The organism is Curtobacterium sp. NPDC089185 (assembly GCF_040685235.1).
In the GTDB taxonomy this organism is placed as follows: domain Bacteria; phylum Actinomycetota; class Actinomycetes; order Actinomycetales; family Microbacteriaceae; genus Curtobacterium; species Curtobacterium citri.
On sequence record NZ_JBFBHK010000004.1, the window covers coordinates 185,667 to 201,230 of the forward strand.

Annotated in this window: 13 protein-coding genes; 4 read left to right on the top strand and 9 right to left on the bottom strand. The window is 72.0% G+C overall.

From position 1 onward, the window contains the following. Positions 1-14: 14 nt before the first annotated feature. The 5 genes from AB0N84_RS06000 to AB0N84_RS06020 form a co-directional block, all read right to left on the bottom strand. Complete coding sequence (locus tag AB0N84_RS06000; RefSeq protein ID WP_363544361.1) at positions 15-1,784, bottom strand: penicillin-binding protein 2; 1,770 nt, start codon at positions 1,782-1,784, stop codon at positions 15-17. 49 nt (positions 1,785-1,833) lie between these two features. Next, on the bottom strand, positions 1,834-2,508 hold the full coding sequence (locus tag AB0N84_RS06005; protein ID WP_363544363.1) for a hypothetical protein: 675 nt from the start codon (positions 2,506-2,508) through the stop codon (positions 1,834-1,836). Position 2,509: 1 nt separating this feature from the next. After that, positions 2,510-3,466: a 16S rRNA (cytosine(1402)-N(4))-methyltransferase RsmH gene (rsmH, locus tag AB0N84_RS06010; RefSeq protein WP_289458671.1), complete on the bottom strand. Its 957-nt coding sequence runs from the start codon at positions 3,464-3,466 to the stop codon at positions 2,510-2,512. Between the two features lie 107 nt (positions 3,467-3,573). Then, entirely contained in the window at positions 3,574-4,005 is a 432-nt protein-coding gene (gene mraZ / locus AB0N84_RS06015; protein WP_069711170.1) for a division/cell wall cluster transcriptional repressor MraZ, read from the bottom strand. 401 nt (positions 4,006-4,406) lie between these two features. Further along, complete coding sequence (locus AB0N84_RS06020; RefSeq protein ID WP_069711171.1) at positions 4,407-4,808, bottom strand: DUF3040 domain-containing protein; 402 nt, start codon at positions 4,806-4,808, stop codon at positions 4,407-4,409. Between the two features lie 162 nt (positions 4,809-4,970). Between AB0N84_RS06020 and AB0N84_RS06025 the strand changes: the two genes are divergently transcribed. Next, a complete protein-coding gene (locus AB0N84_RS06025; protein ID WP_363544366.1) occupies positions 4,971-6,068 on the top strand; it encodes a polyprenyl synthetase family protein in 1,098 nt (365 codons plus the stop codon). 69 nt (positions 6,069-6,137) lie between these two features. Here AB0N84_RS06025 and AB0N84_RS06030 read toward each other — a convergent pair whose 3' ends face one another. After that, entirely contained in the window at positions 6,138-6,494 is a 357-nt protein-coding gene (locus AB0N84_RS06030; protein ID WP_069711173.1) for an Rv2175c family DNA-binding protein, read from the bottom strand. Between the two features lie 171 nt (positions 6,495-6,665). Between AB0N84_RS06030 and AB0N84_RS06035 the strand changes: the two genes are divergently transcribed. Further along, a complete protein-coding gene (locus AB0N84_RS06035; protein WP_363544369.1) occupies positions 6,666-7,937 on the top strand; it encodes a LysM peptidoglycan-binding domain-containing protein in 1,272 nt (423 codons plus the stop codon). Between the two features lie 145 nt (positions 7,938-8,082). Continuing rightward, the gene (pknB, locus tag AB0N84_RS06040; protein WP_363544373.1) at positions 8,083-10,152 is read left to right on the top strand and encodes a Stk1 family PASTA domain-containing Ser/Thr kinase; all 2,070 of its coding nucleotides are present in this window, start codon (positions 8,083-8,085) and stop codon (positions 10,150-10,152) included. A 110-nt stretch (positions 10,153-10,262) separates the two neighbouring features. On the opposite strand, the gene AB0N84_RS06045 is transcribed toward pknB, so the two are convergent. The 3 genes from AB0N84_RS06045 to AB0N84_RS06055 form a co-directional block, all read right to left on the bottom strand. Beyond that, the gene (locus AB0N84_RS06045) at positions 10,263-11,648 is read right to left on the bottom strand and encodes a class II 3-deoxy-7-phosphoheptulonate synthase (RefSeq protein WP_363544375.1); all 1,386 of its coding nucleotides are present in this window, start codon (positions 11,646-11,648) and stop codon (positions 10,263-10,265) included. Positions 11,649-11,774: 126 nt separating this feature from the next. After that, complete coding sequence (locus AB0N84_RS06050; RefSeq protein ID WP_289458677.1) at positions 11,775-12,527, bottom strand: lysophospholipid acyltransferase family protein; 753 nt, start codon at positions 12,525-12,527, stop codon at positions 11,775-11,777. 40 nt (positions 12,528-12,567) lie between these two features. Further along, positions 12,568-13,521 (bottom strand): ROK family glucokinase, encoded by a 954-nt coding sequence (locus AB0N84_RS06055; protein ID WP_182047844.1) that lies wholly within the window; start codon positions 13,519-13,521, stop codon positions 12,568-12,570. Positions 13,522-13,695: 174 nt separating this feature from the next. On the opposite strand from AB0N84_RS06055, the gene AB0N84_RS06060 reads away from it, so the two are divergent. Continuing rightward, positions 13,696-15,543, top strand: coding sequence for a long-chain fatty acid--CoA ligase (locus AB0N84_RS06060; RefSeq protein ID WP_363544378.1), 1,848 nt, complete (start codon positions 13,696-13,698; stop codon positions 15,541-15,543). Positions 15,544-15,564 lie beyond the last annotated feature (21 nt).

Genomic DNA, 15,564 nt, shown 5'->3' on the forward strand with positions numbered 1-15,564 from the left:
GTGTTCCTTCTTCCTCACCACGTGGACGGGTACAGCTGCGCCTCGGCCGTGGAGGGGGCTACTCGGTACTTCTCGAGCACCTGGGACATCAGCGTGCGGAACGCCGGAGCCGCTCCGCTGGACCACTTGTTGGTCTGCGGCTTCGTGAACGTCACCGTGACAACATACTGGGGGTCCTCGGCGGGTGCCATTCCGGCCACCGAGGTGATGCGCTGTCCGCCGTAGCCCTTCGACCCCTCGGCCACCTCGGCGGTACCGGTCTTCGCGGCGATGTTGTAGCCGGAGATCGGCTTCATGCCGACGAGCGTGCCGCCCGTGACGACGCTCTGCAGCATCTTGACGGTCTGGTCGGCCGCCGCGGTGGAGACGACGCGCGTCCCCTGCACGTCGGGCGCGTCGATGGTCCTGCCGTCGGCGGTCTGGCAGCCCTTCACCATGTGCAGCGGGATCCGGACGCCGTCGTTCGCCAGCGTCTGGAAAACGCTCGCCACCTGGACCGCGGTGGTCGAGATGCCCTGGCCGAACATCGAGTTGATGTTCGTCTGGCTGCTCCAGTCGGGCGAGGCGCCGTACTGCATGGCCGGCTGACCCGGGTAGTCGATCGCCGTCTCCGGCTCGAACAGGCCGAACTTCTTCATGTAGTCGAAGCGCTGCTGCTGCGTGAGCCGTTCGCCGAGCTCGGTGATGCCGACGTTCGACGAGTTCTGCAGGATGCCGGTCAGGGTCAGGTTCTCGGTCGGGTGGAACTCGGAGTCCTGGATCTTGCCGCCCCACGGGAACGAGCGCGAGTACGGCACGACCGCACGGTCGGTCGGGCCCGACTTCCCCTGGTCGATCAGTGCCGCTGCGATCGCCGCCTTGATCGTCGATCCGGGCTCGTACGTCGCGGTCAGGGCGCGGGAGCCGAAGGCGCCCTTGTCGGTCGTCGCGTCGACGTCGTTCGGGTCGACCGTCGGGTAGTCGGCGACGGCGAGGAGCTCACCCGTCTTGACGTCCACCACGGTCGCGGTCGCGGACTCGGCCTGCAGGGACTTCGCCGCCGACGCGATCGTCTGCTGCGCCATGTACTGCAGGTCGCTGTCGATGGTGGTCTCGAGCGTGCCGCCGTCCTTCGCCTGCTTGGTCGTCCGGGTGCTGCCGGGCAGCTGCACGCCGTCCTCGCCGCGCTCGTACGTCTCCGAGCCGTTCGTGCCCGCGAGGCACGCGTCGTACGAGTACTCCAGGCCGGCCTGCGCGCCGTCGGTGCCCATGAAGCCCGTCAGCGCCCCGGCCGTCGCGCCGCTCGGGTAGACGCGCGCCGCCTGCTGCTCGGGGTACGTCCACGGGATGGACAGGGCGCGGACGGCCTCGTAGTGCTTCACGTCGAGGCCCTTGACCAGGTACGCGAAGTCCGACCGGGGGTCCGCGGCGATGTTCCGCTGCATGGTCGCCACGTCCGCGCCGGACGCCTCCGCGACGGCACGGAGGGCCTCGTCGACCGAGACCCGCTTCACGCGGTCGCCGCCGAGCTTGCCGTCGAAGGGCTTCACGAGGCGCGGCGAGGTGGTGATGTTGTACCGGTTGACGCTGTCGGCCAGCTCGACGCCGTTGCGGTCGACGATGGCGCCGCGGGTCCCGTAGATCGTCACCGGGATGCTCCGCTTGGCCTTCGACGCATCGTTCAGCGCGGCGGCCTGCACCACCTGGATGTCGACCAGGCGGATCACGAACACGGCCACGAGGGCGATCACGGCGATGATCACCACGCTGTAGCGCAGTCGTGGGTTGCGGATCGTCTTGGTCACGCGGTGCGGTCCTTCCCGGGTGGTGCGGCAGGGTGTCCCGGCCCGCAGGTCACCGGGTGGTGGGGGCCTGGAGCGGGTTCGCGTCGGACTCTACGTCGGCCTTCGGCGCGGCCCCGTCCGACGCGCTGGCCCCGGCGCTGTTCCCAGCGTCGGTGCTCGCGGCGGCCGGCGCGGACGCGGCTGCGGACGGCGCGGTCGGTGCGGCGGGAGCGCTCGGCGCCGCCTCGGCCGGCTGCTGCTTCGTCGCGAGCGGGACCGGGTCGAGCAGGGCGTTGGGCACCTGGTTGTCGCTGCTCGCGGTCGCCTCGTCGGGAGCCGCCGGCGTCGGCGTGCCGTACACCCGCCCGGTCTCCGGGTCGAGGTAGACCGGCGTCGAGTTCGCGATCATCCCGAGCGACTGCGCGTTGCGGGCGAGGTTCTGCGGCGAGTCGAGCACGCGGAGCTCCTCGGACAGCGACTGCTGCGTCCGCGAGAGCTTCGTCTGCTCGGCGCCGAGGGAGTCGAGCGTGTAGGCGCCCTGGCTCAGCACCATGCTGATGCCGAGCTGCGCGAGCAGCAGGATGCCGAGCGCGACGACCGCGACGATGGCGTACGCCACCCTCGGACGGGCACGGCGCTGCGCACGCGTCGGTGCGACCTCGACCAGCTCGGGGCGGTCGTGGCGCGGGCGCGGGGCACGCGACGGGGCGACGACGGGGTCGACGAGTGCGAGGTTCGTGCTCATGTCAGTTCCGGATCCGCTCGGCCGCGCGCAGGCGCACGGGGATTGCTCGGGGGTTGGCGGCGCGTTCGGCGTCGTCGGCCAGTTCCGCGCCCTTGACGACCAGGGACCAGGTCGGGGCGTGCTCGGGGAGCTCGACCGGCAGGTCCGCCGGGGCGCTCGAGGTCGTGCGCTCGACGAGCGCCCGCTTGACCAGACGGTCCTCGAGGGACTGGTACGACTCGACCACGATGCGGCCGCCGACGCCGATGACGTCGAGCGCGGCGGGGACCGCCCGCTCGAGGACGGCCAGCTCGGCGTTCACCTCGATGCGGAGCGCCTGGAACACGCGCTTCGCCGGGTGTCCCTGCCGCTGGATCGCGACGGGGGTCGCGTCGTGGAGGACCTGCACCAGGTCGCCCGACATCGTGAACGGACGTTCCGCGCGCCGCTCGACGATCGCGCGGGCGTACCGGCCGGCCAGCTTCTCCTCGCCGTACCGCTGGAAGATGCGCCGGAGTTCGCCCTCGTCGTAGGTGGCGAGCACGTCCGCCGCGGTCCGGCCCTCGGTCCGGTCCATCCGCATGTCGAGCGGGGCGTCCTGGCTGTAGGCGAAGCCGCGCTCGGCGCGGTCCAGCTGGAGCGAGCTGACGCCGAGGTCGAACAGGACGCCGTCGACCTTCCGGAACCCCTCGCCCTCGACCGCCTCGACGATGTCGTCGTACACGGTGTGCACGAGCCGGACGCGGTCGCCGAAGCGGGCCAGGCGCTCCCCCGCGATGCCGAGCGCGTCGGTGTCGCGGTCGAGTCCGATCAGGGTGAGCTCCGGGAAGCGCTCGAGCAGCGCCGCGGAGTGCCCGCCCATCCCGAGGGTGGCGTCGACGACGACCTTGCCCGGCCCCTCGAGTGCGGGGACGAACAGGTCGACGATGCGCTGGAGCATCACCGGGGTGTGCGGGAACGTCGGTTGGTCTTCGGCCATGTGCAGCCCCTCGACCTCCTGGGCCACGCATCCGGATCCCCATCCATGCGACCTGACACCGGGGAAGGTGTGTCAGGGCACCACGGCTGGGAGTCCCGATCCGTGGATCAGAAGATCCCCGGGATCACCTCCTCGTCGTTGTCGGCGAAGCCCTCTTCGACCTCGGCGTAGTAGGCCTCCCACGCGGTGGTCGACCAGATCTCGGCACGGTCACCGCTGCCGATGACCGTGAGGTCCCGCTCGAGCCCCGCGTACTCGCGGAGGTTCTGCGGGATCGTCACGCGGTTCTGCTTGTCGGGCGTCTCCGCGCTCGCTCCGGAGAGGAACAGGCGCATGTAGTCCCGGGTGCGCTTCGACGTCATCGGTGCGGTGCGGATGCGCTCGTGCAGCTGCTCGAACGTGTCCGCGCTGAAGACGACGACGCAGCGCTCCTGCCCACGGGTCATGACGAGCCCGCCGGACAGTTCGTCCCGGAACTTGGCGGGGAGGATCACGCGACCCTTCTCGTCCAGCTTCGGGGCATGGGTACCGAGCAGCACGTCGGGGCCTCCCCTCCGCTCCACCGGTCCGTCGTGGTCCCCACTTTACTCCACTTCCCTCCCCACAGGGCGGTTCCCGCTCCCCGATCTGCCCGCGACCCCCGGATTGGGGCAGCTCCTCGAGGTCCAGCGGGCACGGAAGAGCCCGCCGATCCGCGGATCGACGGGCTGGTGGAGGCGAGTGGAGGAGGTGGAGCAGAGTGGAGGACTCTCACAGCCCCGGATCGGGTGGAGGGCGGGTCGGACGGGAGGCGCGTGGGGACCCCGCCCCGCGCCTCCCCTCCGACACCCGCCCGGCCTGCTCGACGCACCGGGACGATCAGCGACAGCAGCCCCCGCACACGACGAACGGGGCCGGTCCGACTGGACCGGCCCCGTTCGTGGAGGCGTGTGGAGGGCTGCTACTGCTGCCCGGGGTCGTTGCGCTTGTCCCAGCGCTCGTTCATGCGGTCCATGAACGAACCACCGGACGACGACGGCCGCGCGGGACGGCGGGGACCGGCACCACCGGCACGCGGCGCCTTCGCCCCGGCCTTCGGCATCCGCATGCCCGGGCGCAGCGCGTACAGCACGCCGGCGAGCATCACGACAAAGCCCGGCAGGCCGAGCAGCGGCTGCTTGAACACCAGCGCAAGGACGACGATCGCGATGCCGACCAGTGCACCGAGCACCCCGATCGTGATCGTGGTGTAGCTGGCGCGACCCTGGCGGCGCGTGACCCGCGCCACGAAGTCGGAGTCGTTCTGGTAGAGGCTCCGCTCCATCTCTTCGAGGAGTCGCTGCTCTTGCTCCGAGAGTGGCATCTCGTTTCCCTCTTGTTCTCGGGGATGCTGTCCTGAGGATGCTGTCCTGGGTGACGGCTGGTGGACCGCGCTGCCGCCGGGTTGTGGCAAGCGCTGAGTGGACCGATTCTATGACTCGACCGCTCCACTAGGGTAGGTACCGTGGCTGAGAGTACGCGATTAGTGGACCTCGTATCGGCGCGTCTCGACCGGGCACTCGACGAGCAGCGCGAGCGCCTCGTCGGCATCAGCCCCGACCTCGCTCCGTTCGACCGGTACGCCCGTGACCTGCTGTCCGGCGGCAAGCGCTTCCGGGCACTGTTCTGCTACTGGGGCTGGCAGTCCGTCGCCGGTCGGTCGGGCTCGTTCGACCCCCTCGCGGAGGGCTCGCGCCAGACCACCGCCGAGGCGATCGTCACGGTCGCCGCGGCGCTCGAGGTCTTCCACGCCGCCGCCCTCGTGCACGACGACATCATGGACCGCTCGGACACCCGCCGCGGTCGTCCCGCCGCGCACCGCCGCTTCGAGTCCCTGCACGAGGAGTCCGGCTGGGTCGGCGACCGCGCGCTGTACGGCACGAACTCGGCGCTGCTGCTGGGCGACCTGCTGCTCTCGCTGAGCGACGCCGTCTTCGACGAGGGCCTCGCCCTGCTCGACCCGGCCCGCGCGCGCATCGTCCGCCAGGAGTTCCACACCATGCGGCTCGACGTCACGGCGGGGCAGTACCTCGACGTGCACGAGGAGACCGCCTGGCCGTCCATCGACGAGGCCGAGCACCTCGTCCGGGCCCAGCGCGTCATCGTCTTCAAGTCGGCGAAGTACTCGATCGAGGCGCCGCTCGTGATCGGCGCGCTCGTCGCCGGTGCCTCCCCGGCGCAGCTCGAGGGTCTGCGGTCGTTCGGACTCCCCCTCGGCGTGGCGTACCAGCTGCGCGACGACCTGCTCGGCGTGTTCGGCGACCCCGAGGTGACCGGCAAGCCGGCCGGGGACGACCTGCGCGAGGGCAAGCGCACCGTCCTCATCGCCTCGGCCCGGAAGTCGCTGGCGCCCGGTCCGCGGCAGCTGCTCGACGAGCTGCTCGGCGACCCCGACCTCGACGAGGGTCAGGTCCAGATGCTCCGCGCGACGTTGACCGAGTCCGGGGCGGTCGCCGCCGTCGAGCGATCGATCGACCGGCACGTGCAGCGCGCCAAGGCCGCCCTCGAGGCCACCCCGCTCACGCCGTCGGCGCGGGAGCAGCTGATGGCGCTGGCCGACACCGTGAGCCGCCGCGTCGCGTAGACGCGACGGACGGACGGGAGGCCCGTGGCGACGTCGCCACGGGCCTCCCGTCCGTCAGGTGGGTGACGATCAGAGCAGGGACTGCGCGACGCGCCGCACCTCGGCCTTGCGGCCGGCGCGCAGCGCAGCGATCGGCGAGGTGCCGAGCGCGGGCTCGTCCGAGAGCATCCAGCGGACGGCCTCGTCGTCCGAGAACCCGTTGTCGCCGAGCACGATGAGCGTGCCGCGGAGCTCGGGCAGCGGCTCGTCACCGTCGAGGAACTCGCCGGGCACCCGCAGCACGCCGCCGACGCGGGCAGCCAGCAGGGTCTTCTGCTCGAAGAGGCGGTGGATGCGGCCCGGGCTCACCCCGAGCAGCTCCACCAGGTCGGGCACCGTCAGCCAGCGCTCGGAGAGGGTCGTGTCGTCGGTCGGTACAGCGCTCACGGCTCCATGTTGCCAGAGCGATCGCCGTCCGCGGTCCCCCACGATTGGTCACACGAGTCACACCCGCAACATCCGGCTCTCTGGTTGACTTGGGAATCACGCCATGTCAGCGTGGAGCCACCTGTGAGTGCTCGCACCCGCGCACGGCTCACCCAGGACAGGAGAAACCCCGTGGACAACGCTGCAGACGACGCCGCCCGGCGCGCCCGATCCGCCCGGTTCGCCACCATGCCCATCGTCCTCGCGGGCACGATCGCGGTGACCGCGGGCCTGACCGGGCCGGTGGCGCACGCCGAGCCGCGGCACGACGACGACGACGCGGGGAAGCGTCACGTCGACGAGGACCGGAACGTCGGCCACCGCGCCGTGTTCGACACCGCGGTCGCGCGCCCCTCGACGACCGTGGTCACGCCGGTGGTGGCGGTCTCGAAGACCCCCACGACCTACACGGTCCGCCAGGGCGACACGGTGTCCGGCATCGCCGCCCGGTTCGGCCTCTCCGCGCAGGAGGTCCTCGTGCGCAACGGCCTCGGCTGGAACACGATCATCCACCCCGGCCAGACGCTGCACCTGTCCTCGAAGCCCGCGGCACCGACGGCCGCGCCCGCGTCGACCGGCAGCACGGGCAGCTACCACGTCAAGCAGGGCGACACCGTGTCCGGCATCGCCGCCCGCGCGGGTGTGTCGACCTCGTCGATCCTGTCGGCGAACGGGCTGACCCAGCGCTCGGTGATCTACCCGGGGCAGACGCTGCAGGTCCCCCGCGCCGGTTCCGCCGCGAAGCCCGCACCCGTCGCGAGCAGCGCCCCCGCCGCCCCGGCCGCGCCGGCCCGCGCGTCGAGCGTCAAGATCGCGGCCGGCGACACCATCGGCGGCATCGCGGCGAAGCACGGCGTGTCCGTCAAGGCGCTCCTCGCCGCGAACGGCCTCAGCTACACGAGCACGATCTACGCCGGGAAGACCCTCGTGCTCCCCGCGGCGACCTCGAAGCCCACCACGACCCCGACCGGCGGCGCCGTGACCACCGCGGTCGGCAGCGTCAACGGCGTCGAGCTCACCGGCGAGCAGCGTCGGAACGCCGCGACCGTCGTCGCCGTCGGTCGCACCCTCGGTGTGCCGGACCGCGGCATCGTGATCGCCCTGGCCGCGGCCCTGCAGGAGTCGAGCCTCCGCAACCTGTCGCACGGCGACCGCGACTCGGTCGGCCTCTTCCAGCAGCGTCCGAGCCAGGGCTGGGGCACGAAGGCCGCCCTGCAGGACCCGGCGACCGCCGCCGAGCGCTTCTACGTCGGCAACCCGGGCAAGACCCGCGGGCTGCTCGGCGTCCGGGGCTGGTCCTCGATGAGCCTGACCGCCGCCGCGCAGGCCGTGCAGGTCTCGGCCTACCCGAACGAGTACGCCAAGTGGGAGCAGACGGCGCGCGCGCTCCTCGCCTCGCTCTGACGACGGCCCGCTCGCGCGTCCGGGGCTCGGCCGACCGGCGGCGCCCTGGTCGCCCGACGGAACGAGTCATCCTCGAGATCGAGATCGGGTAACGACCGGAGCGTCAGTACCGGCCCCACCAGCCCGCCTTCGTAGAATGCCGCCGATGACCACGAACGCCGCCACGGACCCGATGATCGGTCGCATGATCGACCAGCGGTACCGCGTGCGCTCGCGCATCGCCCGCGGCGGCATGGCCACGGTGTACCTGGCGACCGACGTCCGACTCGAACGCCGCGTCGCGATCAAGATCATGCACGGGCACCTGGCCGACGACCAGGCCTTCCGGGAGCGCTTCATCCAGGAGGCACGGTCGGCCGCGCGCCTGTCGCACCCGAACCTGGTCGGGGTCTACGACCAGGGCGCGGAGGACGACACCGCGTACATCGTCATGGAGTACATCCCGGGGATCACGCTCCGCGACCTGCTCCAGGAGCACCGGGCGCTGACCCCCGAGCAGGCGACCGACATCCTGCGCGCCGTCCTCGCCGGGCTGGCCTCGGCGCACCGCGCCGGCATCGTGCACCGCGACCTGAAGCCCGAGAACGTCCTGCTCGCCGACGACGGCCGGATCAAGCTCGGCGACTTCGGTCTCGCGCGTGCCACGACCGCGAACACCGCCACCGGCGCGGCCCTGCTCGGCACCATCGCGTACCTGTCCCCGGAGCTCGTCACGCGCGGGGCTGCCGACTCGCGCAGCGACATCTACGCCGTCGGCATCATGCTCTACGAGATGCTCACCGGCGAGCAGCCCTACAAGGGCGACCAGCCGATGCAGATCGCGTACCAGCACGCCAACGACACCGTGCCCGTGCCGAGCGCCGCGGAGCCCGGTGTCCCGCCGGAGCTCGACGACCTGGTCGCCTGGGCCACCGCCCGCAACCCGGACGACCGGCCGATGGACGCCCGCGAGATGCTCGACCACGTGTCCGGCGACCGGCAGCGCGCGACCGGGCAGTACCGGACCGCCGTCCTCCGCCCGGAGAACGCCACCGCGATCCTGCCGGCCGGTGACGGCCGGGCGGCCGGCGACGGCCGGGCGGCCGGCGACGGCCGGGCGGCCAGCGACGGTCGGGCGGACAGCGGCGACGCGACCGACGCCACCCGCGTGATCGCGGGGTCGACGGGCGGCGCCGCGGCCGCACCGGTCCGCCGCGGAGCGCCCGGACCGCGTCGGACGGGCTCGCAGCCCGGCGCGCTCTCCCCCGCCGGACAGCGGCTGGCCGACAAGTCCGCCAAGCGCCGGAAGCGCGGCTGGATCGCGCTCGCGGTCATCCTCGTGCTCGTGATCGCCGCCGGCGTCGTCGGTTGGGCACTCGGCCCCGGGCCCTGGGGCAACGTCCGGATCCCGGAGGTCGCCGGCAAGTCCGTCACGCAGGCACGCCAGCTGCTCCAGGCGCAGGGGCTCCAGCCCGCGGCACGGACCGGCACGCGGTTCGACGCCGTCGTGGCGAAGGGGCAGGTCTCGACGACCAAGCCCGCGGCCGCACGCGAGGTCCGCAAGGGCACCGCGGTGCAGATCGTGGTGTCGGGCGGACCACGGATGATCGCGCTGCCGGCCATCGTCGGACAGCCGCTGTCCACCGTGACCGCGGCGCTCGACGACGACTTCCAGCTGCAGGACGACCGGTACGAGTTCTCGGCCGACGCCCCGGCGGACACCGTGATCGCCGCGACCGGGGTGCTCCCCGGCGGCGACACGGTCGACCTGTCCACCGTCGACGAGTACGGCGAGCGCGGCCCGGTGACCCTGACGGTCTCCCTCGGCGCCGTACCGGACGTCACCGGCAAGACCGTGGCCGACGCCACCACGACGCTCCAGGGCGTCGGCCTGACGGTCGGCGCGCAGCAGGAGCGCTACGACGACGACGTGCCGAAGGGGCAGGTGATCTCCTCGCAGGTCGAGGGCTCCCCCGCCGTCCGTGGCTCGACGGTGGACCTCGTGGTCTCCCGTGGTCCGACGCCGATCACCCTGCCCGACGTCGCGGGCAAGACGATCGCCGACGCCACCTCGACCCTCGAGAACCTCGGGCTGCAGGTCACCGTGCCGGACTGCACGAACGTGCTGTGCCGGCTGACGGACTGGAAGGCCCTGCTCCGCGTGGACGCGACCGACCCGGTGCAGGGGTCGACGGTGTACCGCGGCGACGAGATCACGCTGTCCTACCGGCAGTAGCCTGCTCGACGACGCGCCGGTCGGCAGATCGACGGGCGCCCACGACGACGGACGGGAGGCGCGGTGCCAGCTGGCACCGCGCCTCCCGTCCATCGGTGGGGACCTGCGCGCTACGGGCGTGCGGTCGGGTGCGCCGCCAGTTCCTCCGCCACCAGGAAGGCCAGCTCGAGGGACTGCATGTGGTTGAGGCGCGGGTCGCACAGCGACTCGTACCGGGTCGCCAGCGTCGCCTCGTCGATCTGCTCGGAGCCGCCGAGGCACTCCGTGACGTCGTCACCGGTGAGCTCGACGTGCATGCCGCCCGGGTAGGTGCCGACCTCGCGGTGGGCCTCGAAGAAGCCGAGGACCTCGTCCACCACGTCGTCGAACCGACGGGTCTTGTACCCGGTCGGCGTCGTCAGGCCGTTGCCGTGCATCGGGTCCGTGACCCAGAGCGGCTTCGCGTCCATGCCCTGCACCGCCTCGAGCAGCTTCGGCAGCTCGTCACGGATCTTGCCCGCGCCCATGCGCGTGATGAAGGTCAGGCGACCGGGCTCGCGCTCGGGGTCGAGCTTCTCGATGAGCGCCCGCATGTCGTCGACGCTCGTCGTCGGGCCGAGCTTGACGCCGATCGGGTTCCGCACGCGCGACAGGAAGTCGACGTGGGCACCGTCGATGTCGCGGGTCCGCTCACCGATCCAGATGAAGTGGCCCGAGGTGTCGTAGGGCAGACCGGAGCGCGAGTCGATCCGGGTCATCGGCCGCTCGTAGTCCATCAGCAGCCCCTCGTGCGAGGCGTAGAACTCGACGTGCTTGAGCGCCTCGAAGTCGGCACCGCAGGCGCCCATGAAGCGGATCGCGCGGTCGATCTCGGCCGCGAGGTGCTCGTAGCGGGCGTTCGCCGGGTTCGACGCGAAGCCCTTGTTCCACGAGTGCACCTGGCGCAGGTCGGCGAACCCACCCTGGGTGAAGGCGCGGACGAGGTTCAGCGTCGACGCGGCCGTGTGGTACCCCTGCACCAGGCGGCGCGGGTCGGCCTGCCGGCTCTCCGGCGTGAAGTCGTAGCCGTTGACGATGTCACCGCGGTACGCCGGCAGGGTGACGTCGCCCCGGGTCTCGAGGTCGCTCGACCGCGGCTTGGCGAACTGCCCCGCCATGCGGCCCATCTTGATGACGGGCATCGAGGCGCCGTACGTCAGCACGACGGCCATCTGCAGGATCGTCTTCACGCGGTCGCGGATCGAGTCCGCGGTGGCGCCGGCGAAGGTCTCCGCGCAGTCACCGCCCTGGAGCAGGAAGGCGCCGCCCGAGGCCGCGACCGCGAGCCGGGCCCGCAGGTCGTCGACCTCGCCCGCGAAGACCAGCGGCGGGAGCGTCGCGATCTCGGCGGAGGCGGCCTCGGCGGCGGCCAGGTCCGGCCAGGTCGGCTGCTGCTTGATCGGCAGGGTGCGCCAGTGGTCGAGGCCCGCGATGACGTCCGGATCCTGCAGGGCGACGGGGTCGGTCGACTCGATCAAGGAGGTACCTCGGTGTTCTGGGTCGGTGGCCGGGGCGGCACCCGCTGGCGGGGGCCCCGGCTCGGGCTCGGAGTCCTCAGATCCTACCGTCCGCCGCGCGGCGTCCGCGTGCGTGTGACGGGTCGGCTACCGGTCCGCGGCGGTCGCCTCGGTTGCAGCGGCGGCCGGGGTGCGCCGGTCCTTCATGACCTGCTCCCGCGCGCTGGTCGCCCGCTCCTTGACGCTCGTGGCGTAGACGTCGACGTACTCCTGACGGCTCAGGCCGGCGAGCTCGTGCATGACCTCGTCGGTCACGCTGCGCAGGATGAACCGGTCGGTCTCGAAGCCCGCGAAGCGCGAGAAGTCGAGCGGCTTGCCGAAGACGACGCCGACGCGCTTGGCCTTCGGGATCTTCTGCCCGATCTGCTGCACCTCACGCGTGCCGATCATGGCGACCGGCACGACGGTGACGCGGCCCTCGAGGATCATCCGGGCGATGCCGGTGCGACCGCGGTAGAGCTTGCCGTCCGGGCTGCGGGTCCCCTCCGGGTAGATGCCGAGCTGCTCCCCGCGCGCCAGCACCTGCAGTCCGGTGCGGAGCGACGCCTCGGACGCCTTGCCGCCGGAGCGGTCGATCGGCAGCTGTCCGATGGCGTTGAAGAACGTCTTCGTCGCCCAGCCCTTCAACCCACGACCCGTGAAGTAGTCGCTCTTCGCCAGGAACGAGATGCGACGGTCGAGGACCGCCGGCAGGATGACCGAGTCGATGAACGAGATGTGGTTCGAGGCGAAGATCACCGGCCCCTTCGCGGGGACGTGCTCACGCCCGATGACCCACGGTCGGAAGAGGGTGAGGATGAGCGGGCCGAGCAGGAAGTTCTTGAGCAGCCAGTAGGTCATCGTCGACTCCAGTTCGGGACGCGGGTGCCGTCAGGTGACCCTACGCCGTGCGCGCGTGGATGCGGGCGAGGTCGGCGGCGCCGACGACACCGGCGTCGTTCACGAGCTCGGCGATGACGAAGTCGGGCTCCGGGTGGTAGCCACGGGCCGGCAGGTTGTTCAGGTACGCCTGCTTGATGGGCTCGAGCAGCCGGTCGCCCGCGCTGGCGACCCCGCCGCCGAAGACGAAGAGCTGCGGGTCGAGCACGGCGGACAGCGACGCGCAGGCCTCGCCGAGGTGCCGACCGAGGCGGCGGAGGGCCGCGAGGGCGCCCGGGTCGTCGGCCAGGATGAGGTCGCCGACGATCGCGCCGTCGAGCTGGCCGCCGTTCTGCTCGCGGGCGTCGGCCAGCGCCGACCCGATGCCGCCGGCGTCGGCGACGTCGTTCGCCATGCGCTGCAGGGCGCGTCCGGAGCCGTACTGCTCGATGCACCCGCGGGCGCCGCAGCCGCACGGGAGCCCGTTCGGCACGACGCGCAGGTGGCCGATCTCGCCGCCGGTGCCGAAGCCGCCCCGGAAAAGTCGGTCCTCGGTGACGATCGCCCCGCCGACCCCGGTGCCGATGGTGAGCATCGTCATGTCGGAGACCAGGCGGCCGGCACCGAAGCGGAACTCGGCCCAGCCGGCCGCGTTCGCGTCGTTGTCGACGGTGATGTGCAGGTCGCCGAGACGCTCCTGCAGCTTCTGGCGCAGGGGCTCGTTCCGCCACCGGATGTTGGGCGTGTAGTAGACGATCGACTGCGAGGCGTCGATGAAGCCCGGCGCGGCGACGCCCACGGCACCCACGTCGTGGGCGGCCCGGAGTCGCGACACCATGGTCACGACGTCGTCGAGCATGGCGTCCGGGTCCGCCGCGTTGGTGGCGACGCGGTCCTCGGCGAGGATCTCGCCGAGCTCCGAGACGACCGCACCAGCGATCTTGGTGCCCCCGATGTCGATTCCGATGGCATGCACGAGCATCGACCCTACCGTCTCCGGGTGGCGCCGCCGAACGCCGGACCGTGCCTGTCGAGGTGCTGCGAACCGCGGCCGTGCCCGGTCGGCGGCCCGAGTCGTCGCCGTAAGCTGGCGGTGTCGCCTCACCGTCGAGGCGTCCTCGTATCGAACCGGCCGACAAGGGAGTCCACCGTGAACGATCAGCGGCAGTCCGCACCCACCTCCGCTCCGGACCGCGGGTCCGCGGCGAGCCTGCTCGCCGACCGGGCGCGACGGACCCCGGACCGACCGATCCTGGCCCAGCGCCACGGCGACACGTGGACGACCGTCACCGCCGCGGAGACCCTCGCCCGGGTCCGCGGCATCGCGAAGGGATTCGTCGCCGCCGGGCTCGCTCCCGGTGCGCACGTGGCGATCCTCTCGCGCACCCGCCTCGAGTGGACCCTCGTCGACTTCGCCGTGTGGACCGCGGGCCTGGTCTCCGTCCCCGTGTACGAGACGAGCTCCCCGGACCAGGTGCGCTGGATCCTCTCGGACTCCGAGACGGTGGCCGTCGTGGTCGAACAGGAGGAGCACGCCCGTCGCGTCGCGTCCGTCGCCCCCGACCTGCCGCACCTCGGACAGCACTGGACGATCGACGGCGGCGGGCTCGACGACCTCGTCCGGCTCGGTGAGACCGTCACCGACGCCGAGCTCGACGCCCGGACGTCGGACGTGCACGGACACGACGACGCCACGATCATCTACACGTCGGGCACCACAGGTCGGCCGAAGGGCTGCGTGCTGCGGCACGACAACTTCACCGCGACGGTCGAGGGGGCGACGGAGGCGATGCCCGAGGTCGTCGCCGACGGTTCGTCGACGCTCCTCTTCATCCCCATGGCCCACGTGTTCGCACGCTTCATCGCCGTCATGTCGATCTCCACCGGCGTGGTCGTGGGGCACGAACCGGACACCCGAGACCTCATGCGGGCGGTGTCGACCTTCCGCCCCACGTTCCTCCTCGCCGTCCCCCGCGTCTTCGAGAAGATCTACAACTCGGCCGAGCAGAAGGCCGACCTCGGCGGGAAGGGCCGGGTCTTCCGGGCCGCGGCGGACGTCGCGGTCGCGCACTCCGAGGCCCTCGCGGCCGGTCGGGTGCCGGTCGGCCTGCGACTGCGCTTCGCGCTCTTCGACCGGCTCGTCTACGCGAAGCTGCGGAACGCGATCGGCGGCCGGGTGACGCATGCCATCAGCGGTTCCGCCCCGTTGTCGCCACGACTGTCGCACTTCTTCCGGTCGATCGGCGTGCACATCCTCGAGGGCTACGGCCTGACCGAGACCACCGCGCCGGCCACGGTGAACCGCGCGCAGGAGCTGCGGATCGGCACGGTCGGGCGCGCGCTGCCCGGTGTCGAGGTCCGGATCGCCGAGGACGGCGAGGTGCTCGTCCGCGGTGTCGACGTCTTCGACCGCTACTGGCACAACGAGGAGGCGACCGCGAAGGCCTTCGTCGACGGCTGGTTCCGCACCGGCGACCTCGGACGGCTCGACGCCGACGGGGTCCTCACGGTGACCGGCCGCGCGAAGGAGCTCATCGTCACGGCGAGCGGCAAGAACGTCGCCCCCGCCCCGATCGAGGACGGCATCCGCGAGCACCCGCTGGTCGGACAGGTCGTCGTGGTCGGCGAGGGCAAGCCGTTCGTCGCGGCGCTCGTGACCCTCGACCGCGAGATGCTGCCCGGCTGGTGCGAGGCCCGCGGGATCGTGCCCGCCCTGACCCCGACCGCGGCCGCGTACGACGAACGCGTCCACGTGGCGGTCCAGGAGGCCGTGGACGCCGCGAACCAGCGGGTGTCGCGGGCCGAGTCGGTCCGCTCGTTCACCATCGTCGACGCGGAGCTCACCGAGGCGTCCGGTCACCTGACGCCCAAGCTCACGATCAAGCGCGCCGTCGTGATGCGGGACTTCGCGGCCGACGTCGAGCACATCTACTCGGGGTCGAAGGTGCAGACCACCGCGACCCCCGTGGTCGCGTCCCGTCGCCGCGACCGCGCGTAGCACCGCGACGGACGGGAGGCC